The organism is Nonomuraea sp. NPDC049400 (genome assembly GCF_044466425.1).
Taxonomy (GTDB): Bacteria; Actinomycetota; Actinomycetes; order Streptosporangiales; family Streptosporangiaceae; genus Nonomuraea.
In genome coordinates this window covers 1-23,835 of record NZ_JBITMP010000043.1, presented here as the reverse complement: position 1 = coordinate 23,835, position 23,835 = coordinate 1, and the positions used below count along the sequence as shown (strand labels likewise).

Sequence of the window (23,835 nt, the reverse complement as noted above, 5' to 3'; positions counted from 1 at the left end):
TCGTCAGCCGAACAGCGCGGGCAGCGCCGCCGAGTGCGTCTCCCGCAGCTCCTCGACCGGCACCTCGAACGCGCCCTCGACCACCAGCGACGTGCCACCGGTCGTGCCCAGCCCGTAGCAGGGCACATCGTGCCGCCCGCACAGCGACGCGAACTCCTCGTAGGCCTCCGGCCGAACCGCGACCAGCGCCCGCGCGGAGGACTCGCTGAACAGGTCGGTGAACGCGTCCCCGCTCAGCACCACCGAGGCGCCGACGCCCCGCGCCAGGCAGGACTCGGCCAGCGCGACGGCCAGCCCGCCGTCCGACAGGTCGTGCGAGCCCTCGAGCAGCCCTCGCCTGGCGGCCTCCACCAGCACGGTCGCCAGCGCCTGCTCCGCCGCCAGATCCGCCTGCGGCGGCAGCCCGCCCAGGTGGCGGTGCACGACGTGCGCCCACTCCGAGCCGCCGAACTCCTCGCGCGTCTCGCCGAGCAGCACGACCTTCAGCCCCTCGGCGGTGAACCCGGACGGCACCCGCCGGGCCACGTCGTCGATGACGCCGAGCACGCCCACGACCGGCGTGGGGTTGATGGCGGTCGAGCCGGTCTGGTTGTAGAAGGAGACGTTTCCGCCGGTCACCGGCACGCCAAGGGTCCTGCACGCGTCGGCCAGGCCGCGCACGGCCTCGGCGAACTGCCACATGACCTCGGGGTCCTCGGGGGAGCCGAAATTGAGGCAGTTGGTCACGGCGAGGGGCTTGGCGCCGGTCACGGCCACGTTCCGGTACGCCTCGGCCAGCGCCAGCTGCGCCCCCGCGTACGGGTCGAGCTTGGCGTAGCGGCCGTTGCCGTCGGTGGCCAGCGCGATGCCCCTGGTCGTCGGCTCAGCGCCGGCGATGGCCTCCGAGATCCGCACCATGCCCGCGTCCGCCGGCTGGGCCAGCACGGTGTTGGAGCGGACGTAGCGGTCGTACTGGGAGGTCACCCACTCCTTGGAGGCCAGGTTGGGCGAGCCGAGGAGCTGGAGCAGCGTGGCCCGCAGGTCGGCGGACCGCTCAAGCTTCTCGGGCGTGTCGGCGTTGAGCGCCGCCTGCCCGGAGGGCTCGTGGTACGGGCGCTCGTAGACGGGCCCCTCGTCGGCCGCGGTGCCCGGCGGGATGTCCACGATGACCTCGCCGTCCCAGGTCATGACCAGGCGGCCGGTGTCGGTGACCTCGCCGATGACGGTGGCGGGGACGTCCCACTTCTCGCAGATCGCCATGAACGCCGGGATGTCGTCGGGCCTGACGACGGCCATCATCCGCTCCTGCGACTCGCTCATCAGGATCTCCTCGGGCCTGAGCGAGGGGTCGCGGAGCGGGACGAGGTTGAGGTCGACGTGCATGCCGCCGGTGCCCTTGGCGGCCAGCTCGGTCGTGGCGCACGACACCCCGGCCGCGCCGAGGTCCTGGATGCCGACGACGACGTCGGCCGCGTACAGCTCCAGGCAGCACTCGATGAGCAGCTTCTCCATGAACGGGTCGCCCACCTGCACGGCGGGCCGCTTGGCGTGCGACTCGTCCTCGAACGTCGCCGACGCCAGCACCGAAGCACCGCCGATGCCGTCGGGACCGGTGGACGCGCCGAACAGCACGACCTTGTTGCCCGGCCCAGGCGCGGTGGCCAGCTTGATCTGGTCTTTCCGCAGCAGGCCGACGCACAGGGCGTTGACCAGCGGGTTGCCGATGTAGCAGGGGTCGAAGACGACCTCGCCGCCGATGTTGGGCAGGCCCAGGCAGTTTCCGTAGTGGCTGATGCCCTCGACCACGCCGGGCAGCACCCTGCGCGTGTCGACGGCGTCCGCGCCGCCGAAGCGCAGCGAGTCCATGACGGCGATCGGGCGCGCGCCCATCGACATGATGTCGCGCACGATCCCGCCGACGCCGGTGGCCGCGCCCTGGTGCGGCTCGACGTAGGACGGGTGGTTGTGCGACTCGATCTTGAACGTGGCCGCCCAGCCGTCGCCGATGTCCACCACGCCCGCGTTCTCGCCCATGCCCACCAGCAGCGCCTCGGACTTGGGCGCCTTGGTGGCGAACTGCTTGAGATGCACCTTGGACGACTTGTACGAGCAGTGCTCGGACCACATGACGCTGTAGATGGCGAGCTCGGAGCCGGTGGGACGGCGACCGAGGATCTCCTTGACCCGGTCGTACTCGTCCAGCTTCATCCCCAGCTCGGCGAAGGGCATCGGCTCGTCGGGCGTCTCCGCCGCCCGCTTGACGCTATCGGTCATGCGTTCACCAGCTTCTTGAGAATGGAGGTGAAGAACCCGAGCCCGTCGGTGCTCGGGGCGCCGACCAGCTCCTCGACCGCGTGCTCCGGATGCGGCATGAGACCGACCACGTTGCCCGCCTCGTTGCGGATGCCCGCGATGTCATTGAGGGAGCCGTTGGGGTTGCCGACGTAGCGGACGACCACGTGACCGCCCGCTTCAAGCGCCGCCAGCGTGTCGTCGGAGGCCACGTAGCGGCCCTCGCCGTGCTTGATCGGCAGCACGATCTCCTGGCTCTCGCTGAACGAGTTGGTCCACGCGGTCGCGGTCTGCTCGATCCTGAGCTGCTGGTCGCGGCAGACGTAGTGGAGCGAGCCGTTGCGGGTCAGCGCGCCGGGCAGCAGGTGGGCCTCGCAGAGGATCTGGAAGCCGTTGCAGGTGCCGAGCACGGGCAGCCCGGCGTTCGCCGCCGGGATGAGCTCCTCCATGAGCGGCGCGAACCGCGAGATGGCGCCGCAGCGCAGGTAGTCGCCGTAGGAGAAGCCGCCGGGCAGGAAGACCGCGTCGACTCCCTTCAGGTCGTGGTCGGCGTGCCACAGCGGGACCGCCTCGGCGCCCACGAGGCGCACGGCTCTGGCGGCGTCCTGGTCGTCGAGAGTTCCTGGAAACGTGACTACGCCCACACGGGCAGCGCTCATGACAGTCGTCCCCTCCGAGGAATGCGCGCGCACGCGCCACCGTCTGTCGAACGGCGGCGGTGTACTCAGGTTATCGGGTGCTGTCGCGTGGTCCGCATCGGCTCGTGGGTCTGGCGGATGCCCAGCTCAGACGGCTGCTAGCTCGCGGGGGCGGGCGTTGGCCTCGTCGTCCCAGGCGAGCTGCTTGCGCAGGTGGACCGTGGTGCCCCGGCCGGGCGTGATGCCGAAGGAGATCTCGTCGACCACGGAGCGCATGATCAGCAGGCCGCGGCCGTTCTCCGTGTCGGGCGGGGGGAAGTGCAGCGGCATCGTCGGCAGGCCCTCGCCGTTGTCCGCGACGCGTACGTCGCAACGGCCGTAGCCGATCGCCGCGGTCACCTCGTAGCGGTTGGCGGGACCCCCGTGCCGCACCGCGTTTGAGCACGCCTCGGAGACGGCGAGCAGCATGTCGGCGATGCATGTCTCGCTCACGTTCAGTGAACGCATGGCATCGCCCAGCACTCGCCTGACCATCGGTATGCCGATCGCATCCCGAGGCAGTGCCAACGAGAACTCAATATCCACCGGACTCCTCCGGGCGCCAGAATGTCACCTGGAGTAGGTTTCCCTGTGAAAACGGGGCTAACCGCAAAATCACCCTGTTGTTATTTAGTGTTGGCATGCCCGTGGCATTGTGGCATGCCCGAACCCGGCTTTAACCGACCAGGGGGAAACCTGGGGATCTTATCTCCCTTACCCCTCAACCCGGACGCTGTAGTCCTCGATCACCGTGTTGGCCAGCAGGGTCTCGGCCATCTTACGGACTTCGGCGAGCGCCGTCTCGTCAGCCGGGCCGTCGAGCTCGATCTCGAAGCGCTTGCCCTGGCGCACGGCCGAGACGCCGGAGAAGCCGAGCCTGGGCAGTGCCCTGGCGATCGCCTGGCCCTGCGGGTCGAGGATCTCGGGCTTCAACATGACGTCCACGATGACGCGGGCCACTGCGTTCCTCCTGGATGCGGTGGGTGACTGGGAAGCACAGCCTACCGGCGCGTGTGGCTGACGACACAACGGGAACGGGGAGGACATGGGGCTTGCGCGGAGGGTTGTGATGTCTGCCACCATGGCCCCAGACGCGTACGAACCACCACCATATGGTTCCTCGCATGAACGGCTGGCCTAAGGTGGCAACCCCATCGAAGACCTGCCCCTACGACGCACAGGAGTGGCAAGTGACAGCTGAAGCCTCTCGTGGTGCAGACGCACCTCCGGAGCTCGTGCAGCTGCTCACCCCCGAGGGCGAGCGGGTCGAGCACCCCGACTATGACATCGACCTGACCGACGAGGAGGTCAGATCGCTCTACCGCGACCTGGTCCTCGTCCGGCGCATCGACCTCGAGGCCGTGGCGCTGCAGCGCCAGGGTGAGCTGGGCATCTGGGCCTCACTGCTGGGCCAGGAGGCGGCCCAGATCGGCTCGGGCCGCGCGTTGACCGACACCGACATGGCCTTCCCCACCTACCGCGAGCACGGTGTGGCGTGGTGCCGCGACGTGGACCCGCTGAAGCTGCTCGGCCTGTTCAGGGGCGTGAACCACGGCGGCTGGGACCCCAACGAGCACAACTTCCACCTCTACACGATCGTGATCGGCAGCCAGACCCTCCACGCGGTCGGTTACGCCATGGGCATCCAGCGTGACGACGCGAACGCGGCCACGATCGCCTACTTCGGCGACGGGGCCACCTCTCAGGGCGACGTGAACGAGTCGTTCATCTGGGCCAGCGTGTTCAACGCGCCGATCGTGTTCTTCTGCCAGAACAACCAGTGGGCCATCTCCGAGCCCCTGGAGAAGCAGACCCGCATCCCGCTCTACCGCCGTGCCTCGGGCTTCGGCTTCCCCGGGATCAGGGTGGACGGCAACGACGTGTTCGCCTGCCTGGCGGTGACCAGGAAGGCGCTGGAAGCCGCCCGCACCGGCCAGGGGCCGACGCTCATCGAGGCGTTCACGTACCGGATGGGCGCGCACACCACCACCGACGACCCGACGCGCTATCGCGTGGCCAGCGAGCTGGAGGCGTGGAAGCTGAAGGACCCGATCGAGCGGGTCAGGTCCTACCTGTTCAAGAACGAGCACGCCGACCCGTCGTTCTTCGACTCCGTCGACGCCGAGGCCGACCAGCTCGGGGCCGACCTGCGCAGGCGCTGCCTGGCCATGCCCGACCCCGGGCCGCTGGACATCTTCGACCACGTCTATCGCGAGCCCCACGCCTTGATGGACCAGGAGCGCGCCCAGTTCGCCGCGTACCTGGAGGGGTTTGCCCAATGACGATCCTGAGCCTGTCCAAGGCGCTCAACGAGGGCATGCGCAAGGCCATGGAGGACGATTCCAAGGTCCTCATCATGGGGGAGGACGTCGGCAAGCTGGGCGGCGTCTTCCGCGTCACGGACGGCCTGCAGAAGGACTTCGGCGAGGACCGCGTCATCGACACGCCGCTGGCCGAGTCGGGCATCATCGGCACCGCGATCGGGCTGGCGCTGCGCGGCTACCGGCCGGTGTGCGAGATCCAGTTTGACGGGTTCGTCTTCCCGGCCGCCGACCAGATCATCACGCAGCTCGCCAAGATGCCGATGCGCTCGCTGGGCGCGATCAAGCTCCCCGTGGTCGTACGCATCCCGTGCGGTGGCGGCATCGGCGCGGTCGAGCACCACAGCGAGTCGCCCGAGGCGTACTTCACCCACACCGCCGGGCTGCGCGTCGTGGCCTGCTCCAACCCGGCCGACGCGTACACCATGATCCAGCAGGCCATCCGCAGCGACGACCCGGTGATCTTCTTCGAGCCCAAGCGCCGCTACTGGGAGAAGGCCGACATCGACACCTCCTCCACGGACTGGTGGCCGCCGCTGCACGCCGCCAAGGTCGTCCGCCAGGGGAGCGACGTCACGTTGCTGGCCTACGGCCCCATGGTCAAGACATGCCTGGAGGCGGCCACGGCCGCCGAGGACGACGGCCGCTCGATCGAGGTGGTCGATCTGCGCTCGCTCAACCCGCTGGACGAGCCGGTCGTGATGGACTCCGTCCGCCGTAACGGGCGGGTGGTGGTCGTCCACGAGGCCCCGGTCAACAGCGGGTTCGGCGCCGAGCTGGCGGCCAGGATCACGGAGCAGTGCTTCTACCACCTGGAGTCGCCGGTGCTCCGGGTCGGCGGCTTCTCCACCCCCTACCCGCCGTCGCGGCTGGAGGAGCACTATCTGCCCGACCTGGACCGGGTGCTCGACGCCGTCGACCGGGCATTCGGATACTGAGGGGGGTTTGATCATGCGACGCGAGTTCAAGCTTCCCGACGTCGGTGAGGGGCTGACGGAGGCCGAGATCGTCCGCTGGCACGTCAAGGCGGGTGACCCGGTCAAGGTCAACCAGATCGTCGTGGAGATCGAGACGGCCAAGTCGATCGTCGAGCTCCCCATCCCGTGGGACGGGGCGGTGTCGGATCTGCTGGCCGACGAGGGCCAGACGGTCGACGTCGGCGCGCCCATCATCGCCGTCGACACCTCCGAGCCCTCGGAGCAGGCCAAGGCCGCGGCCGAGGACATGGTGCCCAATCCGCCGGCGGAGGGAGCCGTCGAGCCCGGCGCCCACGGCAGCCCGGCCCCGAAGGAGGAGCGCCAGGCGGTCCTGGTCGGCTACGGCGTCAAGACCGGCGCCACCAAGCGCCGTCCCCGCAAGCGCGAGACGACCGGCATCCCGGCCACCCCGGTGGCCAACCCGGCCCGCGTGGAGGTGGACGACCACCCGGCCCCGTCCTCCACCCGGACATCCGTCCTGGCCAAGCCACCGGTACGGAAGCTGGCCAAGGACCTCGGCGTGGACCTGTCGGGCATCGCCGGCACCGGCCCCCAGGGCTCCATCACCCGCGACGACGTCCACGCCGCGGCGGAGGCCAAGGAGCCTGTGGCAGCGCCCGAGCAGCCCGAGATCGGGCGTGAGGAGCGCATCCCCATCAAGGGCGTACGCAAGATGACCGCCCAGGCCATGGTCGCCAGCGCCTTCACCGCCCCCCACGTCACCGAGTTCCTCCAGCTCGACATGACGAACACGATGGAGACGGTCCAGCGCCTGCGCACCTTCCAGGACTTCGCGGAGGTCAAGGTCTCCCCGCTGCTCCTGGTGGCCAAGGCGGTCCTCACCGCCGTAAAACGGCACCCCATGATCAACTCATCGTGGGACGAGGCCGCCCAGGAGATCGTGGTCAAGCGCTACGTCAATCTGGGGATAGCCGCCGCCACCCCCAGGGGCCTGGTGGTGCCCAACGTCAAGGACGCCCACGCCCTGTCACTCCCCGACCTGGCCAAGCAGCTGGCCCAGCTCACGGAGACGGCCAGGGCAGGCCGCACCCAGCCCGCCGAGATGGCGGGCGGCACCTTCACCATCACCAACGTGGGCGTCTTCGGCGTCGACGCCGGCACCCCCATCCTGAACCCCGGCGAGGCGGCCATCCTCGCCTTCGGCCAGGTCAGGGACATGCCGTGGGTGGTGGACGGCGAGCTGGCGGTGCGCAAGGTGACGACCCTCGCCCTCTCGTTCGACCACCGCATCGTGGACGGCGAGCTGGGCTCGATGTTCCTGCGCGACGTGGGCGCCATGCTGGAGGACCCGCTGCGCATGCTGGCCTGGAGCTAGCCGGGGAAAGAGCCACGGCGACCGCCGGGAGGACCCCTCCCCCGGCGATCGCCGTAGGCCCGGGACACCCGCACCCACCACGTACAGAGTCACGTCGGACGGGTTTGATACACCACCGCTAAGGTTGATCGCATGATTCGCCACATCGTGCTGTTCACCTGGACCGACGCCGCCACCGACGAGCAGAAGGAGACGGTGACGGCCGAGCTGCGCAAGCTGCCCGGCGTCATCCCCCAGCTCCGCTCGTACACGGTGGGCGCCGACGCGGGCATCAACCAGGGCAACCACGACTACGGGGTGGTGGCCGACTTCGACAGCGTCGAGGACTACCTGGTCTACCGCGACCACCCGCAGCACCAGGCGGTCATCGCGCAGCACATCAAGCCGATCCTGGCCACGCGCGCCGCGGTGCAGCTCAGCCTCTAGATCTCCGGCGGGTTGTTCTCGCGGCGCATCAGCCTGTCATCGGAGGTGCGCCCCCTCCTGGGCGCCAGCACGATGCTCAACACCACGCCGATGCCGCCGACGATCATGAAGATGAGCCCGACGACGTCCATGTGGACGCTCTTGCCGAACACATCGGGCTCGATCGCGAACCTCAGGATGGCGCCAAGCGTGAGGAAGAAGATGCTGACCCCGACACCCATGACGACCTCCACGCAAACGGCTGGTACAGCCACGGTCATACCCGGGTATCAGCGATCACACCCGTGCCTTCTCAGGCGAGGCATGACAGCGGCTTGCCGCCGTTGTAGGTGATCATGTCGAGCACGGCGGTGGCCAGGTCGATCGGGGCGCCGAGGGGCTGCCCGTCGAGCTCGGCGTAGGCACGGTGCAGGTTGCCGACGATGCGCTCGGAGTCGAGCAGCCCGCCCCACTCGCCCAGATCAGCCTCCCTGGCCGCGTCCAGCGGCGACAGCCCCGCCGCCCGGCCCCGCACGGCGATCTCCTGTACGAACCGCAGGTAGGCCGCCACCCGGTCGTACACCTCCGGCCCGCACACCTCTCCGTGCCCCGGCACGACCGTCTCCGCCCCCAGCGCCCTGAGCTGGTCAAGGGCGTCCAGCGCCCCGGCCACCGAGCCCATGAGCACGAAGGGCGTGCCGCCGTTGAACACGAGGTCGCCGGAGAACAGCAGCCGCCGCTCGGGAATCCACACGTACGAGTCGTTCGTCGTGTGCGCGGCGTGGCCGACGTGCCTGACCTCGCACCGCAGGTCGTCGGAGTGCACGGTGACCCGGTCGGTGAAGGTGAGGAACGGCGGCGTCACCTGCATCTCGCCCCACTCGACCTCGGGCGACCACGCGGGCAGGTACGTGGGGACGCCCTCGGCCAGGATCTGCTCGCGCACGCCCTCGTGGCCGACGATCGTGGCCTCGGGGAAGAGCCAGTTGCCGAACGTGTGGTCGCCGTGGTGGTGGGTGTTGATCAGCGTGGTGATCGGCCGGTCGGTGACCTTCCTGATGGCCTCGCGGAACGCCCGCGTACGGCGCTCGGTCGAGCAGGCGTCGACGCAGATCACGCCGCGCCGCCCGGCCAGGAAGCCGGTGTTGTTGATCCACCAGCTCCCGTCGGGCTGGACGTAGGCGTAGACGCCGTCGGACACCTCTTCGACGCGAGGAGGTGCCAGGGGGTGGTCATGAGTACTGGAGCTCATGCCGTGACGGTACCCGTACGGGTCCCGTCACGGCACCGAGGGACCCTAGGGCATCAGGCCGGGCTGGGCTTGACGTAGGTGACGCGGACGTCCAAATAGCTCGCCACGCCGTAGTCATGTCCGCGGATGGCGAGCAGGTTGTTGCAGTCCAGGTACTTCGCCGGAACGACGACGTCGATCGCGCCGGCGTTGCAGTTGCCGCTCTTGACGGTTTGCAGCAGCTGACCGTTCAGGTAGACCTGCGCATCGTTGTCCACCGTCCCTTGGATTCGGACCTCTTGCGCATCCCGCGGCAGGTGGACCCAGTGGCGCAGCAGTATGTCGCTGTTCAGGGCCCATGGTGTCTTGACCTTGATGGAGTTGTTCCACGAGCAGGTCCCGTTGGTAGTGCCGAAGCCCGCCTGTCCGGTCGACCACGCACTGTCGTCGAAGTACCGGCCGGCGAACTCCGGTACGTCGGTCGTGGCAGGCACCTGAAGGAATCTCCAGCCGGTGCTGTTGTAGTCGAGCGCGGTGACATTGGTCGCGCGCCTGTTTTCCGACGGAGAAGCGGATGCCGGCGTCGCGACAGATAGGGCCATCATGGCCAGGAGCGAGGCCGCCGCGAGGTCAGCGGGCAGGGAGCGCAGTGGTTTCCTGAACATGAGCGATCTCCTCGATGGCTGTTGCGAAATGTCTGGATGCGGAGGATAACCATCCGCATCCAGACAGTAACGCTAGGTAATCGCCCCTGGCTGCCGTCTGTCCAGGAAGGACACGCCGGATTGCGCTTTCTGTCCGACGGGCCCGCCGGCCCTGGCGGATGAGCCCCGCCTGGGCCGGCGACTGACGATCAGATTCCTGACTCAGGGCACTAGAAGGCTTCCTCCGGGAGCTCCATGAGCTCCTGCCCGGTGGCGTCCAGCACGCGCCGCTCGGCGGCCAGCCGGGGCAGCACGGTCTTGGCGAAGAACGAGGCCGCGGCGACCTTGCCCAGGTAGAACGGGTCCTCGCCCTCGGTCAGCTTCTCCAGCGCCACCTCGGCCTGGCGCAGCAGCAGCCAGCCGATCACCAGGTCGCCCAGCGCGAGCAGGAGCCGGGTGGTGTTCAGTCCGACCTTGTAGACCTCGGTGGGCGTCTCCAGCGAGGACAGCGCCCAGCCCGCCATGGTGTCGCCCATGGCCTTGACCTCGGCGGCGGCCTCGGCGAGCAGCTTGCGCTCCTCCTTCAGCCGGCCGTTGCCCGCCTCCGAGGCGGCGAACTCGCCGATCTCGGCCAGCAGCGACCCGACCGCTGCGCCCTGGTTACGCAGGATCTTCCGGAAGAACAGGTCGAGGCCCTGGATCGCGGTCGTGCCCTCGTACAGGGAGTCGATCTTGGCGTCGCGGATGTACTGCTCGATCGGGTAGTCCTGCAGGTAGCCGGAGCCGCCGAGGGTCTGCAGCGAGCGGGAGAGCAGCTCGTACGACCGCTCGGAGCCGACGCCCTTGACGATGGGCAGCAGCAGGTCGTTCATGTCGTGGGCGTGCCGGTCGTCCGAGTTGACGAGGAGGGTGTCCTGGAACGTGGCCGTGTAGAGCACCAGGGCCCGCATGCCCTCGGCGTACGACTTCTGCAGCATGAGCTCGCGCCGCACGTCCGGGTGGTGTGTCACGGTGACGCGCGGGGCTGTCTTGTCGGCCATCCGCGTCAGGTCCGCGCCCTGCACGCGTGACTTGGCGTACTCCAGCGCGTTCAGGTAGCCGGTGGAGAGCGTGGCGATGGCCTTGGTGCCGACCATCATGCGGGCGTGCTCGATCACCATGAACATCTGCCTGATGCCCTCGTGCACGTCGCCCACGAGGTAGCCGACCGCCGGGTGCTTGTCGCCGAAGGTGAGCTCGCACGTCGTGGAGACCTTCAGGCCCATCTTCTTCTCGACGTTCGTGACGTAGACGCCGTTGCGCTCGCCGAGCTCGCCGGTCTCCAGGTTTACGAGGAACTTCGGCACCAGGAACATAGACAGCCCCTTGGTGCCGGGACCGTGGCCCTCGGGGCGGGCGAGGACGAGGTGGAAGATGTTCTCGGCCATGTCGTGCTCGGCGCTGGTGATGAAGCGCTTGACGCCCTCGATGTGCCAGCTGCCGTCCTCCTGCCGCACCGCCTTGGTGCGCCCGGTGCCCACGTCGGATCCGGCGTCCGGCTCGGTGAGCACCATCGTGGCGCCCCACTCGCGCTCGATGGCCAGCTCCGCGAAGCGCTTCTGCTCGGGCGTGCCGACCTTCCACAGCGTGTAGGCGAAGTTGGGTCCCGCCCCGTACATGTAGAGCGCCGGGTTCGCACCGAGCACCAGCTCGGCCGTGGCCCAGGCCAGGCTCCTCGGGATGCCGGGGCCGCCCAGCTCGGCGGGCAGGTCGAGGTTCGCCCAGCCGCCGTCGACCAGTGCCTTGTACGACTTCTTGAAGCCATCAGGGAGGGTCACCGAGCCGGTCGCCGCGTCGAACACGGGCGGGTGCCTGTCGCCCTCCTCGAAGGACTCGGCGAGGACGCCGGTGGCCAGCCTGCTGACCTCGTCCAGGATGCCGCGGGCGACATCCTCGTCCACATCCGCAAAGGGCCCTGTGCCGAGGATCTCGCGCCTACCGAACACCTCGAAGAGGTTGAACTCCAGGTCACGCACGTTGCTCTTGTAGTGGCCCATGGGTGTCGATCTCCTTGAACCGAGGTTTCTGTACTGGCGAGTAACCTTACTCTGAAATGCTACCCGCGGGTAACCCGTGCTATGCATGGCATGCTGCTCTCCATGGACGCCGAACAACTCGCCGCAAGATGGCGAGAGCGCCTGGATTCCTGGGCCATTCCACCCGCGATCATGGCCAAGGCCCCCGTTGATCCATGGGGCCATTCGCCCGAGCGGTTCGGCGCCCGTACCGACAGAGCGCTTGCCGAGCCCGACGACGGCCCCACCATGACCCGGCTCTTCGAGGCGCTGCCGGACAAGGGCACGCTGCTCGACGTGGGTTCGGGTCCAGGCGCCGCGTCCCTGCCGCTGCACGAGCGCATCGGCCACCTGTACGCGGTCGACACCTCGGCCCCCATGCTGGAGGGGCTGACGGCCAGGGCGGAGAAGCTCGGGGTGCCGGTCACGGCGATCGAGGGCCGCTGGCCCGACGTGGCCGATCAGGTGCCCGTGGTCGACGTCGCCGTCGCCGCGCACGTGGTCTACAACGTCCCCGACCTGGCCGACTTCCTGCGCGCACTCGACGACCGCACGCAGGGGCGGGTGGTGCTGGAGTTGCCCCACCGCCATCCGATGAGCTGGATGACGCCGCTGTGGCAGCACTTCCACGGGGTGGACCGGCCGGTGCGGCCCATCGCCGAGGACTGCGTGGCGCTGGTGGCGGCGCTCGGCTTCGCGGTGCAGGTGGAGGAGCGGGAGGCCCCGCTGGAACGATTCACGTCGCTGGAGGAGCTGGCGGCGAGCGTGTGCCGCCGGGTGTGCCTCGACCCGTCAAGGGCGCAGGAGGTGGCGGACACCGTGGTGGAGCTGGGCATGTGGCCGGTGCCCCGCGACCGGTGGGTCACGATCTGGTGGGAATGACCCCGTTGAGCGGCGCGTTCTCCTTGATGAGCTGACAGCTCCCGGACGAGACGCGCCGTACCCGGAACGCCAAGACGACGCATCCGCAACAGCCTCGTCCCAAGGGAGTTCCGATCATGGCGTGGATCGTCCTCGTGCTGGCCGGCGTCTTCGAGGTCGCCATGGCCCTTTCGCTCAAGCTCAGCAACGGGTTCAGCAATGTGTGGTGGGTGCTGTCGTTCCTCGCGACGGCCGTGCTGAGCTTCGGTCTGCTCTCGTACGCGCTCAGAACCCTCGAGGTCGGCACCGCGTACGCCGTCTGGACCGGCGTCGGCGCGGCGGGCACCGCGGTGCTCGGCATGATCGCCATGGGGGACGAGGTCTCGTTGCCGCGCCTCATCTCGATCGCGCTGATCCTGGTCGGGGTCGTCGGGCTGCGGGTTCTCGCTTGACGTCGCGGGCCGCTCCGGCTTAGGTGGCTGCGTGATCGAAATCCACGCCGTCACCATCGACGCCGCCGACCCGTACGAGATCGCCAGCTGGTGGAGCAAGGCCACCGGGCTGCCACTCGGCGAGGGCGACAAGCCGGGCGACGACGAGGTCATGCTGCGCACCGAGCAGGACCCGTTCCTGCTGTTCGTCCGCGTGCCCGAGGGCAAGACCGTGAAGAACCGGGTGCACTTCGACGTCAACGGGACCGCGGGCAGGACCCGTAATCAGGAGGTCGAGCGGCTGATCGGGCTGGGCGCGACCGTCTTCGACGACCAGCGGCAGCCCGACGGCACCGGCTGGGTGATCATGCGCGACCCCGAGGGCAACGAGTTCTGCGTGTGCCGGAGTCAGGCGGAGAGGGAGGCGCAGGCTGACCCCACGCACTGACTTCACCGGGCGGATCGGGCGCGACCCTGCATGACGAGCGTCAGGACGCCGGCGATCAGGTAGACCAGCGCGCCGTGCCACAGGGCGTGCACGGCCGAGCCGAAGACCCCCTCGCCGTCGAGCACGAGCTGCACCGGATAGTCCAGCACGGCCGTGATGCCCGCGGGCAACAGCGCGAACCGCCACGGGTGCCGCAACGACCAGAGCCTGGCCTGGCGGGTCACCCGGTCGCCCTCCTCCGGCTTGGCGACCGCGCCGATCGCGGCGATCAGGGCGAACAGGCTGATGCCCAGGCCCAGCGCCCACACCAGATCACCACCGCCGGTGATCAGGCCCAGGCCGAAGCTGGCCGCGGTGACGGCGCCGCCGCCGATGGCGGCGGCCTTCCAAGGGGCGCCGCGGAGCGCGGCACCCGACAGCGAGATCTCATCGCGTCGGCTGATTTCGTTCATGTCATCCATGCTGCATTTCCGGACACCCGGGGGCATCGGGGACGAACCCTGAGCCGTCCCTGACATCATTCGGACATGCAGCAAACAGACAAAGTGCTCTTCCGCCCCGCCCGCAAGGAGGACGTGCCCGCGATCGTGGCGATGCTCGCCGACGACCATCTCGGCGCCACGCGCGAGGGCGACCCGCATGACGAGCGTTACCTGGCGGCGTTCGAGCGGGTCGACGCCGACCCGTACGACGAGCTGATCGTGGCCGAGCAGGACGGCGAGGTGGTGGGCACCATGCAGCTCACGTACCTGGCCGGGCTGTCGCGGCTGGGCGCGGAGCGGTGCCAGATCGAGGCCGTCAGGGTCGCCGCCGCCGCCCGCGGCCAGGGCCTCGGCCGCCGGATGATCCAGTGGGCCGTGGACAGGGCACGGGAGCGCGGCTGCGCGATGGTGCAGCTCACCTCCGACAAGTCACGTACGGACGCGCACCGCTTCTACGACAACCTCGGTTTCACGGCCTCCCACGTGGGCTACAAGCTCTCGCTGAGCTGAGCCAGCATCCACCGGCACCAGTCGGCCCGGTGCCGCTCGTAGCTCAGTCCGCACCGCAACGTCGCGTAGTTGCCGAACCGGGGATCGCCGAACGCGGGTGGCCCGTCGAATGACGCCTCCTGCCGCTCGTACTCGGCCAGCCGCGCCTCGTGTGCGGCGAGCTGGTCGGCGAACATCCGCCTGACCAGCTCCGGCTCGGCCAGCCACGACGCGTACGTCTTCAGCACCAGCTCGTCCCGCTCGGGCCGCTCGCGCGGCGGCTGCGTGACCCACTCGCGCAGCGCCCGCATGCCCTCGGCCGTCAGGTGGTAGACCTTCCTGCCCTGCGGCCCAGGCCCATGCTCGGCCTCGAAACCGACCAGCCCGCCCGTCCGTAGCTTCTGCAGCTCGGCGTGGATCTGGCTGTGTCCGGCCGTCCAGAAGTAGCCGACCGGTCGCCGCATGGCCGCGGCGAGGTCGTATCCCGTGCGGTCGCCGCGCGCGAGCACAGCGAGGATCGCGAATCCGAGCGTTGAGGTCATGGTTTGCCCAAGGATAAAGTGCTTTTACAACTATGTCAGTTATGACATAGTTTGCCGGGAAGGGGGCGGTCATGCGCGGGTTCGTCGGTGTCCTGGGACTCATGGTGGCGCTGACCGCATGCGGGAGCGGGGGCACCACGGGGGCGGCCCCCGCTTCGAGCAGCTCCGCCGTCCCCAGTACGAGCGTCTTAGTGAGCACACCGCCGCCCACCGGCCCCAACGTCTCAGGGTGCTATCACGAGAACGACGGCAAGATCTTCACCTATGACGGCGGCATGCCCGGGATCATCGGGGGCACCGGTTCCGTCGGCGTGGTGATCACATACGAGCGCCGCGGCACCGTGTGCTCCTGGCGCCCGCTCTTCGACCGCCTCGCCCCCCACTACCGCGTGCTCGTCTACACCAGGTCCTCGCAGGCTTTCCCCGGGGACACCGCCGTCGCCATGGCCCGACGCCTGCTCAAGGAGCGGGGCGTCGAGCGGGTCTTCCTGGTCGGCGGCTCGATCGGGGCCACCACGGCGGTCCCCGCCGCCCTGAGCCTCGGCCCCGAGGTGGCCGGCGTCGTGGCCGTCTCAGGCCAGATCAGCCAGGAGAACGCCGGCAGGCTGACCGTCCCGCTCCTCCAGATCGGCTCGCAGAACGACGGTTACGGCGGCGCCGGCGACCTGACGCGAGCGCACGACGCCGCCACCGAGGCCCCGGACAACGAGCTGCTCGTCATCCCGGGGGAGAGCCTGCACGCCTCGGCCCTGCTGACCGGCCCGCACGCGAAGCAGGTGCTCGACAAGATCGATGCCTTCATGGCGCGGCACAAGGGCTGATCTCGACCAGGTTGTCGTGGAAGCCGGGGCCCCTGCCCATGTCCCCGTCCCGCTCCGCCACGACCGCGTTCGGGTTGGCGCCGCCCGGGGTGAGCTTCGGCCAGCGGCCCTTCGGCGAGGCCACCACCCCGGCGGCCACCCGGTCGCTGATCTCCACGTCCGCCAGGAACTCCCCGCCGTCGTTGTGCACGCGTACGCGCTGCCCGCCCACCAGACCGCGCGCCGCCGCGTCGGCCGGGTTGACCAGCACCACCGGGTCCTTGGCGCGCCGCCGCAGCTCGGGGTTGTTGCCGAAGATGGTGTTGAGGAACGTGTGCGAGGCGGGCGTGACCAGCGCCAGCGGGTACGGCGAGCGCCCCCGCGCAAGGGTCGTGTGGGACGGCGTGTACGCCTTGCCCGCCGGAGGGAAGCGCAGCTTGCCGGACCGCGTCGGAAAGCCCTCGGCGAACGGCGTGAAGGGCTTGGGATAGTTCATCCGCACCCAGCCCTCCTTGCGCAGCCGGTCGAGCGTGACGCCCTCCAGCGACGGGTGCCCGCTGGAGAGCAGCTGCTCGGCCAGCTCCAGGTCCGAGTCGAACAGCGACGGCTCGGTCATCCCCATGTGCGCCGCCAGCCGCCGGAACGTCTCCGTCGTGGACAGGCACTCGCCGGGCGGCGCCACGGCGGGCTCGTTCCACAGCAGGTAAAGGTGCCCGTACCCGGCGTGCAGGTCATGGTGCTCGGTCTGCATGGTCGCCGGCAGCACGATGTCGGCGTAGTCCACGGTGTCGGTCGGGAACTGCTCCATGACCACCGTGAACAGGTCCTCGCGGGCGAGCTGCCGCCTGATCGCGTTCGCGTCGGGGCTCGAGCCCGCCGGGTTGGCCGCGTACACCCACAGGCACTTCACGTCGTCCAGCTGGGACGCGAGCTTGGTCATGACCAGGGTGCGGACCGGCTTGGCCAGCAGGTCGTCGCGCGTGTCGATGTCGAAGTGGACGTGGCCGCTGGTCGAGTACGCCACGCCGCCCCCGGGGTGGCGCCAGTCGCCGGTGACGCCGGGGATCGCCGCGATCGTGCGCAGCGCGGTGCCGCCGCCCTCGTGACGCTGGAGGCCCTGGGTGGCGCGGATGGCGGTGGGGCGGGTGTGCGCGAGCCGCATCCCCAGGCTGTGGATGGACTCAGCGGGAATGCCGGTGATTTCAGCCACAGTCTCGACCGGATATTTCAGGATTTCCTGGCGGAAGTCCTCCCAGCCCTCGGTGTGCTCGGCCAGGAACTCCTCGTCCTGTGCGTTCTCCGCCAGCACGACGTTGAGCAGCCCGAGCGCGAGCGCCGCGTCCGTGCCCGGCCTGATCGCCAGGTACTCGTCTGCCTGGTCGGCAGTCCTGGTGCGGATCGGGTCGATGGCCACGACATGCGCGCCGTTCGCCCGCGCGTCCTGGATGAACTTCCACAGATGGTGGCCGCTGGTCAGCGTGTTCGTGCCCCAGAGCAGGATCAGCTTGGCCAGCGCGAAGTTCTCCGGGTCCATGCCGCCCGCGGTGCCGTTCGTACGGGTCAGGCCGCTGCTGCCGGCCGCCGAGCAGATGTTGAGCCAGTGCTTGGAGGCGCCGAGCACGTTCCAGAACCGCCGCCCGGCCACGCCCTCGCAGCCCTGCAGGTAGCCGAGCGTGCCCGTGCCCAGGTAGGGCCAGATGGCCTCGCCGCCGTGCTCCTCGACGATGCCGCGCAGCCGTACGGAGATCTCTTCGAGCGCCTCGTCCCACGTGATGCGCTCGAACTGGCCGGACCCCTTGGGGCCCGTGCGGCGCAGCGGGTAGAGGATGCGGTCATCCGCCTGGGTGTGCTCCAGATAACGGTTGACCTTCACGCAGAGGGCGCCTCTGGTGTAGGGCTGGTCGGGGTTTCCGCGTAGTTTGACGGCCTTGCCGTTCTCCACTGTGACTATCCAGGAGCAGGTATCCGGGCAGTCCAGCGGACACGCCCCCAAAACTCTCAGTTCGCCCGACATGGCTCACAGACTATGTTGTGGAAATCCGTGTAGCCTGCCCGGTGCGACGACTGCGGGGACGATTTAGCAGACTGGAAATCTGGAGATCGTACGGTCGGGCCGGGAAGGTGCAGAATCTCTGTCGGTGGCCGAAATCAGGGAACGAGATGACGCGGAGGACCTCGCGGAGGGGGATCCAGCCGTGGCTGAGTCACGCGCGGAAAGCGACATCTACGTCGTAGAGCCGCTGCTGCCCCAGCGTCTACGCCGTCCCTCCGACCTGCTGCGCTTCTTCGCCACGCTCATCGTGCTCGGCGCGGCCATCCTGCTCATGCTGGTCGCCAAGCAGACCCTCATCGGGCTCGAGCAGGACGTCAAGGAGGGCGCGCAGCTGGTGCCCCTGCTCAGCAGGGTCGCCGCGTTCCTCGGCGGCGCGGCCGTGCTCATCGTGCCCGCCGCGTTCGCGGTCGAGCGGGTCTTCCACCGCGACGGCCTGCGCGTCGCGGAGGGGCTGATCGCCGCGATCGTCGGCATGGCCGGATCGTTCCTGCTCGGGCAGTGGCTCGTCTCGGGCAACGCCGACGACCTGCGCCTGCTGCTGACCGGCGACAGGACGATCGAGCCACTGAACACGCTGCTCACCTCGGTCGTCGCGTACGCCACCGCCGTCCGCATCTCGCGCCGGCCCACGTGGCGCATGCTGATGTGGACCACGATCGCCCTCTACATCCTCGCGTTCTTCTCCGGCAGGCAGATCACCCTGCCAAGCGCCATCGTCACCGTGCTGGTCGGCATGGCCATCGGCTACGCCACCCTCTACGGCGTCGGCAGCCCCAACACCAGGCCGGCGGGGAGCGCAGTGGTGGCCGCGCTCCGCAAGCTGTCGTTCCCGGTGGTCTCGGCCCGCCGTATCGAGGACGACCACCAGGGCAGCCGCCGCTACGCCATCGGGCTCAAGGACGGCGCCAGCCTCGACGTCACCGTGCTCGACCGTGACCGGCAGGTGGCCGGGCTGCCGTACCGGCTGTGGCGGCGGATCAGGCTCCACTCCGAGACCCGGCGCAGGGCCATCAGGTCGCTACGCGCGGAGCTCGAACGGGAGGCGCTCATGGCGTACGCGGCCCAGGCGGCCGGCGCCAGCACTCCGCGGCTGCTCGGCACCAGCGAGATCGGCACCGAGGCCGCGCTGCTCGCATATGAGCACATCGAGACGCGCCCGCTCGACGAGGTGCCCGACGAGCAGATCGACGACGACCTGCTCGCCCAGATCTGGGAGCAGGTCGAGCTGCTGCACGTGCAGCGCCTGGCGCACCGGCGGCTCACGGGCGACAGCGTCCATCTCGACCGGGCGGGCCGCGTCGTGCTGACCGACGCGCGCAGCGGCGAGATCGCCGCCGGAGACCTGCTGCTCAGGCTCGACGTCGCCCAGCTACTCACCTACCTGGCGCTGCGGGTCGGCCCCGAGCGCTCGGTGCGCGCCGCGGCGGCCGTCATGGGGCCGGACACGCTGGCCGCCGCCATGCCGCTGCTCCAGCAGATCGCGCTGACCCGGGAGACCCGCTCGGCCCTGTCGAAGGCCAAGCACGTGCTGCCCGGCATCCGCGAGCAGATCGTCGCGCTCAAGCCGCAGGGCAAGGTCGAGGAGGTACGCCTCGAGCGGTTCAGGCCGCGCACCCTGATCACGATCATCGCCAGCACGCTGGCCGCCTACTTCCTGCTCTCCCAGCTCAGCCAGGTCAACGTCTACCAGGTCGTCACCACGGCCAACTGGGCCTGGTCGGGGCTGGCGCTGGTCGCGTCGTTCGTCAGCTTCGTGGCCGCCGCGCTGATGCTGAGAGGGTTCGTGCCCGAGCACCTGCCGCTCTGGCGCACGGTGCTCGTGCAGTTCGCGTCCTCGTTCGTCAAGCTCGTCACGCCCGCGGCCGTCGGCGGCGTCGCCATCAACACCCGCTACCTGCAGAAACGCGGCATCTCGCCGGCCAGCGCGGTGGCCAGCGTGGGGGCCTCGCAGCTGATCATGCTGGTCTTCCACATCGCGCTGCTGGCGCTGTTCGCCTACATCACCGGCTCCAACACCAACACCTCGTTCACGCCGTCGCGCGGGCTGGTCCTGGTGCTGCTGGCGGTGGCGGTGATGGTCGTGGTGGTGCTCGGGGTGCCGCCGCTGCGCAGGATCGTCACCTCGCGGATGCGCAAACTCTTCTCGAACGTGCTGCCGCGGCTGCTCGACGTGCTGCAGTCGCCGCGCAAGGTGATCGAGGCGTGCACGGGCACGCTCATGATCACTATCGCGTTCGTGGTCTGCCTGGACGCCTGTGTGGCGGCGTTCGGCGGTGACATCAGCTTCACCGCCGTCGCCGTCGTCTACCTCACGGCCAACGCGATCGGCTCTGCCGCACCCACTCCCGGCGGGCTGGGCGCGGTCGAGGGCGCGCTCGCCCTGGGGCTGACCGTGGCGGGCGTGCCGGCCGAGCTGGCCACCTCGGCCGTGCTGCTGCACCGGCTCCTCACCTTCTGGCTCCCGGTGCTGCCCGGCTGGGCCTCCTTCACCTACCTCCAGCGGCACGAAGCTCTGTGACTTTGTCTATGGCCTGGAGCTCGTCCTCAGTGAAGGCGGGGCCGTCCACGCAGGCCACGTTGTCCTCGAGCTGCTTCACGCTGCTCGCCCCGATCAGCACGCTCGTCACCCGCGGGTCCCTGAGCGTCCACGACAGCGCCATCTGGGCCAGCGTCTGCCCCCGGCCCCTTGCGATCTCGTTGAGGTCGCGCGCCAGCTCGCGGTCGATCCGGTCCTCGCTCAGGAAGCGGCTCGTGGCCGCCCGGGAGTCGGCCGGCACGCCTTCGAGGTAGCGGTCGGTCAGCAGGCCCTGCGCCAGCGGCGAGAACACGATGCAGCCCATGCCCGCCTCCTCCACCGCGTCCAGCAGGCCGTCCTCGATCCATCGGTTGATCATCGAGTAGGACGGCTGGTGGATGAGCAGCGGCGTGCCCAGCTCGCGCATGATCCGCGCGGCCTGGGTGGTCTGCTCGGCCGAGTAGTTGGAGATGCCCGCGTAGAGCGCCTTGCCCGAGCGTACGGCCCGGTCGAGCGCCCCCATGGTCTCCTCCAGCGGCGTCTCCGGGTCGGGACGGTGGCTGTAGAAGATGTCGACGTACTCCAGGCCCATGCGCTGGAGCGACTGGTCGAGGCTGGCCAGGACGTACTTGCGCGAGCCCCACTCGCCGTACGGCCCCGGCCACATGTCGTACCCGGCCTTGGTGGAGATGATCAGCTCATCCCGATATTTCGCGAAATCCTCGCGGAGGATGCGCCCGAAGTTCTTCTCCGCCGAGCCGTACGGGACGCCGTAGTTGTTGGCCAGGTCGAAGTGCGTCACCCCGAGGTCGAAGGCGCGCCGCAGGATCGCCCGCGAGTTCTCGATCGGCCGGTTGTCGCCGAAGTTGTGCCACAGGCCCAGCGACACCGCGGGCAGCTTCAGCCCGCTGCGCCCGCTGCGGTTGTACGGCTGCCGCTCGTAGCGCCCGTCGTCGGCCTGGTAGGTCATGAGGTGCCCCTTTCGATGATCCACGACAGCGCGAAGGACTCCTCGCGCCAGGCGTCGTAACGCCCGCTGCGGCCGCCGTGCCCGGCGCCCATCTCCGTCTTGAGCAGGAACGGCCCGCCGCTCGCCGTCGCCCGCAGCCTGGCGATCCACTTCGCCGGCTCGTAATACATCACGCGGGTGTCGTTGAGGCTGGTGATCGCCAGGATCGGCGGGTACGGCCTGTCGTCCACGTTCTCGTACGGCGTGTAGCTCTTCATGTAGGCGTAGACGTCGGGGTTGTGCAGCGGGTCGCCCCACTCGTCCCACTCGATCACGGTCAGCGGGAGCGACGGGTCGAGGATGGTGTTCAGTGCGTCGACGAACGGCACCTCGGCCACCACGCCCGCGAACTCCTCCGGCGCCAGGTTCGCCACCGCGCCCATCAGCAGGCCGCCGGCGGAGCCGCCCCTGGCGATGATCCGCTCGCTCCAGCCGGTCGCCTTCAGATGCCTGGCCACGGCCACGAAGTCGGTGAACGTGTTGCGCTTCCTGGTGAGCTTGCCCTCCTCGTACCAGCGGCGGCCCATCTCGCCGCCGCCCCTGACGTGGGCGACGGCGAAGATGAACCCGCGGTCGAGCAGCGAGAGCCTCGGGACCGAGAAGGCGGGGTCGAGGGAGGTCTCGTAGCTCCCGTACCCGTACAGCACGGTCGGGGCGGGCTTGGCGGCGTCCTTGCGCTTCACGATGGACACGGGGATCCTCGTGCCGTCCTCGGCCGTGGCCCACTCGCGGAACTGCTCGTAGTCGGCCGGGTCGAAGCCGCCCAGCACGGGACGTTGCTTGAGCAGGATCAGCACGTGCGTGTCGAGCTCGTAGTCGTACACGCTGGGCGGGGTGATCATGCTCGTGTACGCCAGCCTGAGCCTGGTCGTGGTGAACTCGGGGTTGCCCGCGGGGCCGACGTCGTAGAGCGGCTCTGGGAAGTCGATCTCGTACGCATTCCGGTCGGCGGTCTCCGCCCGCTCGCGCCAGTCCTGCACGCCGGGAAGGTTCGGATAGGGGAGGACCCGCAGACCGGTCAGGCCATCGCGGCGGAAGTGCACCACGGCGTGGTCAGAGAACGCGTCGATCTCCAGGAGCCTGGTGTCGTCCCGGTGAGCGATCAGCGGGGTCCAGTTGCCGGGGTCGTCGAGTGGCGCGGTGGCCAGCTCGAAGTTCTCGGCGTCCTCGTTGTGGAGCACGTAGAAGAAGTCGCCCGCGTGCTCGACGCCGTATTCGACGCCCGTCTTCCTGGGGCGCACCACCTTGAACTCACCCGTGGGGTCGGTGGCGTCGAGAATGCGCACCTCACTGGTGATCTTGCTGCCCGCGCCGAGCATCAGGTATCTCTCGCTCCGCGTGAGCCCGATGCCGACCCAGTAACGCTCGTCGGTCTCCTCGTAGACCAGCACGTCCTCCTCGGTGCCGAGGGTGTGCCGGTAGACCTGGTACGGACGCCAGGCGTCGTCGACGCGCGTGTAGAAGAACGTCGAGCCGTCCGCCGACCAGGCGCCTCCGTAGAAGATGTCCTCGATCACGTCGGGGAGCACCTCGCCTGTTTCCAGGTTCTTGAACCTGAGCGTGAATCGCTCGTCGCCCTTGTAGTCGGCAGAGTAGGCCAGCATCGTGCCGTCGGGCGTCACGGAGCTGGTGCCGATCGAGAAGAACGGGCTGTCGCCGGCGAGCTCGTTGCCGTCGAGAATCACCTGCTCGCGGTCGAGCCTTTCCCCTGGGGTGATCACCGGTGGCGCGTCGCCCTCCGCGGGGACGCGGCAGGAGACGGAGTACTGCTTGCCTTCCTCCGTACGCGAGAAGTACCACCAGGCGCCCTTACGGCTGGCCACGGACAGGTCGGTTTCCTGAGTGCGGCCCTTGATCTCCTGGAACACCTGCTCCTGAAGATCGGAGAGGTGAGCGGTCTCCTGTCTGAGGAATTCGTTCTCCGCCTCCAGATAGGCGGTGGTATCTGGATCTTCCTTGTTGCTCAGCCAGGCGTACTCGTCGATGACGGTGTCACCGTGGTGGGTGCGCTTCGTCGGAACCTTCTTCGCCTCTGGCGGCATGTTGCTGCTCACGTGGGGAGTCTATGTTCGGTCGTGATCGATCTGTGTCCGTTGAAGACTGCGATCCGGCTCGAGGGGTCGGGAGCGCTGCTAATCTTGAAGAGCCGACGCGGTACGGCGCAACCCTTTTCCTCCTCCTTCACTCCGGTGGATGTTCGTATCACTCCGGATGGGCTGGTAAGTTAGAGGGGTTGTCCCGGAAGCGGGGCGCGGATTAATTCCCACAGATCGAGCAAGTCGGGTCAAT

23 protein-coding genes and 1 riboswitch are annotated in these 23,835 nt (G+C 69.0%); of the genes, 10 read left to right on the top strand and 13 right to left on the bottom strand.

Going from position 1 to position 23,835, the window contains the following annotated elements; translation table 11 throughout:
• Positions 1–3 precede the first annotated feature (3 nt).
• From purL to purS, 4 genes are all read right to left on the bottom strand, one after another.
• A complete protein-coding gene (gene purL / locus ACIBVN_RS44505; protein ID WP_397146344.1) occupies positions 4–2,253 on the bottom strand; it encodes a phosphoribosylformylglycinamidine synthase subunit PurL in 2,250 nt (749 codons plus the stop codon).
• On the bottom strand, positions 2,250–2,930 hold the full coding sequence (purQ, locus tag ACIBVN_RS44500; RefSeq protein WP_397146343.1) for a phosphoribosylformylglycinamidine synthase subunit PurQ: 681 nt from the start codon (positions 2,928–2,930) through the stop codon (positions 2,250–2,252). Before purQ ends, purL begins: the two co-directional genes overlap by 4 nt.
• 126 nt (positions 2,931–3,056) lie before the next feature.
• Entirely contained in the window at positions 3,057–3,443 is a 387-nt protein-coding gene (locus tag ACIBVN_RS44495; RefSeq protein WP_397146406.1) for an ATP-binding protein, read from the bottom strand.
• 219 nt (positions 3,444–3,662) lie between these two features.
• Positions 3,663–3,908 carry a phosphoribosylformylglycinamidine synthase subunit PurS gene (purS, locus tag ACIBVN_RS44490; RefSeq protein WP_349454222.1) on the bottom strand — a complete coding sequence of 82 codons (246 nt, stop codon included), beginning with the start codon at positions 3,906–3,908 and terminating at the stop codon, positions 3,663–3,665.
• Positions 3,909–4,138: 230 nt separating this feature from the next.
• Here purS and pdhA point away from each other — a divergent pair, with 230 nt between their 5' ends.
• The 4 genes from pdhA to ACIBVN_RS44470 all read left to right on the top strand — a co-directional run bounded on the left by pdhA (position 4,139) and on the right by ACIBVN_RS44470 (position 8,008).
• Complete coding sequence (pdhA, locus tag ACIBVN_RS44485) at positions 4,139–5,230, top strand: pyruvate dehydrogenase (acetyl-transferring) E1 component subunit alpha (RefSeq protein WP_397146342.1); 1,092 nt, start codon at positions 4,139–4,141, stop codon at positions 5,228–5,230.
• The gene (locus ACIBVN_RS44480) at positions 5,227–6,207 is read left to right on the top strand and encodes an alpha-ketoacid dehydrogenase subunit beta (RefSeq protein WP_397146341.1); all 981 of its coding nucleotides are present in this window, start codon (positions 5,227–5,229) and stop codon (positions 6,205–6,207) included. The genes pdhA and ACIBVN_RS44480 overlap by 4 nt, the downstream gene beginning before the upstream one ends.
• A gap of 13 nt (positions 6,208–6,220) precedes the next feature.
• Entirely contained in the window at positions 6,221–7,582 is a 1,362-nt protein-coding gene (locus ACIBVN_RS44475; RefSeq protein WP_397146340.1) for a dihydrolipoamide acetyltransferase family protein, read from the top strand.
• Positions 7,583–7,714: 132 nt separating this feature from the next.
• Complete coding sequence (locus ACIBVN_RS44470; RefSeq protein ID WP_397146339.1) at positions 7,715–8,008, top strand: Dabb family protein; 294 nt, start codon at positions 7,715–7,717, stop codon at positions 8,006–8,008.
• Here ACIBVN_RS44470 and ACIBVN_RS44465 read toward each other — a convergent pair.
• The 4 genes from ACIBVN_RS44465 to ACIBVN_RS44450 all read right to left on the bottom strand — a co-directional run bounded on the left by ACIBVN_RS44465 (position 8,005) and on the right by ACIBVN_RS44450 (position 11,898).
• On the bottom strand, positions 8,005–8,229 hold the full coding sequence (locus ACIBVN_RS44465; RefSeq protein ID WP_349454212.1) for a hypothetical protein: 225 nt from the start codon (positions 8,227–8,229) through the stop codon (positions 8,005–8,007). The genes ACIBVN_RS44470 and ACIBVN_RS44465 overlap by 4 nt on opposite strands.
• 71 nt (positions 8,230–8,300) lie before the next feature.
• Complete coding sequence (locus ACIBVN_RS44460; RefSeq protein ID WP_397146338.1) at positions 8,301–9,239, bottom strand: MBL fold metallo-hydrolase; 939 nt, start codon at positions 9,237–9,239, stop codon at positions 8,301–8,303.
• A gap of 53 nt (positions 9,240–9,292) precedes the next feature.
• Positions 9,293–9,883: a hypothetical protein gene (locus tag ACIBVN_RS44455; protein WP_397146337.1), complete on the bottom strand. Its 591-nt coding sequence runs from the start codon at positions 9,881–9,883 to the stop codon at positions 9,293–9,295.
• A 209-nt stretch (positions 9,884–10,092) separates the two neighbouring features.
• Positions 10,093–11,898, bottom strand: coding sequence for an acyl-CoA dehydrogenase (locus tag ACIBVN_RS44450; protein WP_397146336.1), 1,806 nt, complete (start codon positions 11,896–11,898; stop codon positions 10,093–10,095).
• A gap of 90 nt (positions 11,899–11,988) precedes the next feature.
• Here ACIBVN_RS44450 and ACIBVN_RS44445 point away from each other — a divergent pair, with 90 nt between their 5' ends.
• The 3 genes from ACIBVN_RS44445 (at position 11,989) to ACIBVN_RS44435 (ending at position 13,656) form a co-directional block, all read left to right on the top strand.
• Positions 11,989–12,798, top strand: a complete 810-nt coding sequence (locus ACIBVN_RS44445; protein ID WP_397146335.1) for a class I SAM-dependent methyltransferase — start codon at positions 11,989–11,991, stop codon at positions 12,796–12,798.
• A gap of 25 nt (positions 12,799–12,823) precedes the next feature.
• Positions 12,824–12,882, top strand: a riboswitch (guanidine-III (ykkC-III) riboswitch).
• Between the two features lie 32 nt (positions 12,883–12,914).
• The gene (locus tag ACIBVN_RS44440; protein ID WP_397146334.1) at positions 12,915–13,229 is read left to right on the top strand and encodes a DMT family transporter; all 315 of its coding nucleotides are present in this window, start codon (positions 12,915–12,917) and stop codon (positions 13,227–13,229) included.
• Positions 13,230–13,260: 31 nt separating this feature from the next.
• Entirely contained in the window at positions 13,261–13,656 is a 396-nt protein-coding gene (locus tag ACIBVN_RS44435) for a VOC family protein (protein WP_397146333.1), read from the top strand.
• A gap of 2 nt (positions 13,657–13,658) precedes the next feature.
• On the opposite strand, the gene ACIBVN_RS44430 is transcribed toward ACIBVN_RS44435, so the two are convergent.
• Complete coding sequence (locus ACIBVN_RS44430; RefSeq protein ID WP_397146332.1) at positions 13,659–14,108, bottom strand: hypothetical protein; 450 nt, start codon at positions 14,106–14,108, stop codon at positions 13,659–13,661.
• Between the two features lie 75 nt (positions 14,109–14,183).
• On the opposite strand from ACIBVN_RS44430, the gene ACIBVN_RS44425 reads away from it, so the two are divergent.
• Entirely contained in the window at positions 14,184–14,648 is a 465-nt protein-coding gene (locus ACIBVN_RS44425) for a GNAT family N-acetyltransferase (RefSeq protein WP_397146331.1), read from the top strand.
• Here ACIBVN_RS44425 and ACIBVN_RS44420 read toward each other — a convergent pair.
• A complete protein-coding gene (locus ACIBVN_RS44420; protein WP_397146330.1) occupies positions 14,627–15,169 on the bottom strand; it encodes a PadR family transcriptional regulator in 543 nt (180 codons plus the stop codon). The genes ACIBVN_RS44425 and ACIBVN_RS44420 overlap by 22 nt on opposite strands.
• A gap of 71 nt (positions 15,170–15,240) precedes the next feature.
• Between ACIBVN_RS44420 and ACIBVN_RS44415 the strand changes: the two genes are divergently transcribed.
• Complete coding sequence (locus ACIBVN_RS44415; protein WP_397146329.1) at positions 15,241–15,990, top strand: alpha/beta fold hydrolase; 750 nt, start codon at positions 15,241–15,243, stop codon at positions 15,988–15,990.
• Here ACIBVN_RS44415 and ACIBVN_RS44410 read toward each other — a convergent pair.
• Complete coding sequence (locus tag ACIBVN_RS44410; protein ID WP_397146328.1) at positions 15,968–17,983, bottom strand: molybdopterin-dependent oxidoreductase; 2,016 nt, start codon at positions 17,981–17,983, stop codon at positions 15,968–15,970. The two genes, ACIBVN_RS44415 and ACIBVN_RS44410, sit on opposite strands and share 23 nt — an antisense overlap.
• Before the next feature lie 181 nt (positions 17,984–18,164).
• On the opposite strand from ACIBVN_RS44410, the gene ACIBVN_RS44405 reads away from it, so the two are divergent.
• Complete coding sequence (locus tag ACIBVN_RS44405; protein WP_397146327.1) at positions 18,165–20,540, top strand: flippase-like domain-containing protein; 2,376 nt, start codon at positions 18,165–18,167, stop codon at positions 20,538–20,540.
• On the opposite strand, the gene mgrA is transcribed toward ACIBVN_RS44405, so the two are convergent.
• Positions 20,509–21,507: an L-glyceraldehyde 3-phosphate reductase gene (mgrA, locus tag ACIBVN_RS44400; protein WP_397146326.1), complete on the bottom strand. Its 999-nt coding sequence runs from the start codon at positions 21,505–21,507 to the stop codon at positions 20,509–20,511. The two genes, ACIBVN_RS44405 and mgrA, sit on opposite strands and share 32 nt — an antisense overlap.
• Positions 21,504–23,600 (bottom strand): S9 family peptidase, encoded by a 2,097-nt coding sequence (locus ACIBVN_RS44395; protein WP_397146325.1) that lies wholly within the window; start codon positions 23,598–23,600, stop codon positions 21,504–21,506. Before ACIBVN_RS44395 ends, mgrA begins: the two co-directional genes overlap by 4 nt.
• Between the last annotated feature and the right edge of the window lie 235 nt (positions 23,601–23,835).

Bases quoted from the DNA above. Each gene is read 5' to 3' on its own strand.
- purL (WP_397146344.1), bottom strand. From the start codon at position 2,253: ATGACCGATAGCGTCAAGCGGGCGGCGGAGACGCCCGACGAGCCGATG.
- purQ (WP_397146343.1), bottom strand. From the start codon at position 2,930: ATGAGCGCTGCCCGTGTGGGCGTAGTCACGTTTCCAGGAACTCTCGAC.
- ACIBVN_RS44495 (WP_397146406.1), bottom strand. From the start codon at position 3,443: ATGGTCAGGCGAGTGCTGGGCGATGCCATGCGTTCACTGAACGTGAGC.
- ACIBVN_RS44480 (WP_397146341.1), top strand. From the start codon at position 5,227: ATGACGATCCTGAGCCTGTCCAAGGCGCTCAACGAGGGCATGCGCAAG.
- ACIBVN_RS44475 (WP_397146340.1), top strand. From the start codon at position 6,221: ATGCGACGCGAGTTCAAGCTTCCCGACGTCGGTGAGGGGCTGACGGAG.
- ACIBVN_RS44470 (WP_397146339.1), top strand. From the start codon at position 7,715: ATGATTCGCCACATCGTGCTGTTCACCTGGACCGACGCCGCCACCGAC.
- ACIBVN_RS44465 (WP_349454212.1), bottom strand. From the start codon at position 8,229: ATGGGTGTCGGGGTCAGCATCTTCTTCCTCACGCTTGGCGCCATCCTG.
- ACIBVN_RS44460 (WP_397146338.1), bottom strand. From the start codon at position 9,239: ATGAGCTCCAGTACTCATGACCACCCCCTGGCACCTCCTCGCGTCGAA.
- ACIBVN_RS44455 (WP_397146337.1), bottom strand. From the start codon at position 9,883: ATGTTCAGGAAACCACTGCGCTCCCTGCCCGCTGACCTCGCGGCGGCC.
- ACIBVN_RS44450 (WP_397146336.1), bottom strand. From the start codon at position 11,898: ATGGGCCACTACAAGAGCAACGTGCGTGACCTGGAGTTCAACCTCTTC.
- ACIBVN_RS44445 (WP_397146335.1), top strand. From the start codon at position 11,989: ATGCTGCTCTCCATGGACGCCGAACAACTCGCCGCAAGATGGCGAGAG.
- ACIBVN_RS44440 (WP_397146334.1), top strand. From the start codon at position 12,915: ATGGCGTGGATCGTCCTCGTGCTGGCCGGCGTCTTCGAGGTCGCCATG.
- ACIBVN_RS44430 (WP_397146332.1), bottom strand. From the start codon at position 14,108: ATGAACGAAATCAGCCGACGCGATGAGATCTCGCTGTCGGGTGCCGCG.
- ACIBVN_RS44425 (WP_397146331.1), top strand. From the start codon at position 14,184: ATGCAGCAAACAGACAAAGTGCTCTTCCGCCCCGCCCGCAAGGAGGAC.
- ACIBVN_RS44420 (WP_397146330.1), bottom strand. From the start codon at position 15,169: ATGACCTCAACGCTCGGATTCGCGATCCTCGCTGTGCTCGCGCGCGGC.
- ACIBVN_RS44415 (WP_397146329.1), top strand. From the start codon at position 15,241: ATGCGCGGGTTCGTCGGTGTCCTGGGACTCATGGTGGCGCTGACCGCA.
- ACIBVN_RS44410 (WP_397146328.1), bottom strand. From the start codon at position 17,983: ATGTCGGGCGAACTGAGAGTTTTGGGGGCGTGTCCGCTGGACTGCCCG.
- mgrA (WP_397146326.1), bottom strand. From the start codon at position 21,507: ATGACCTACCAGGCCGACGACGGGCGCTACGAGCGGCAGCCGTACAAC.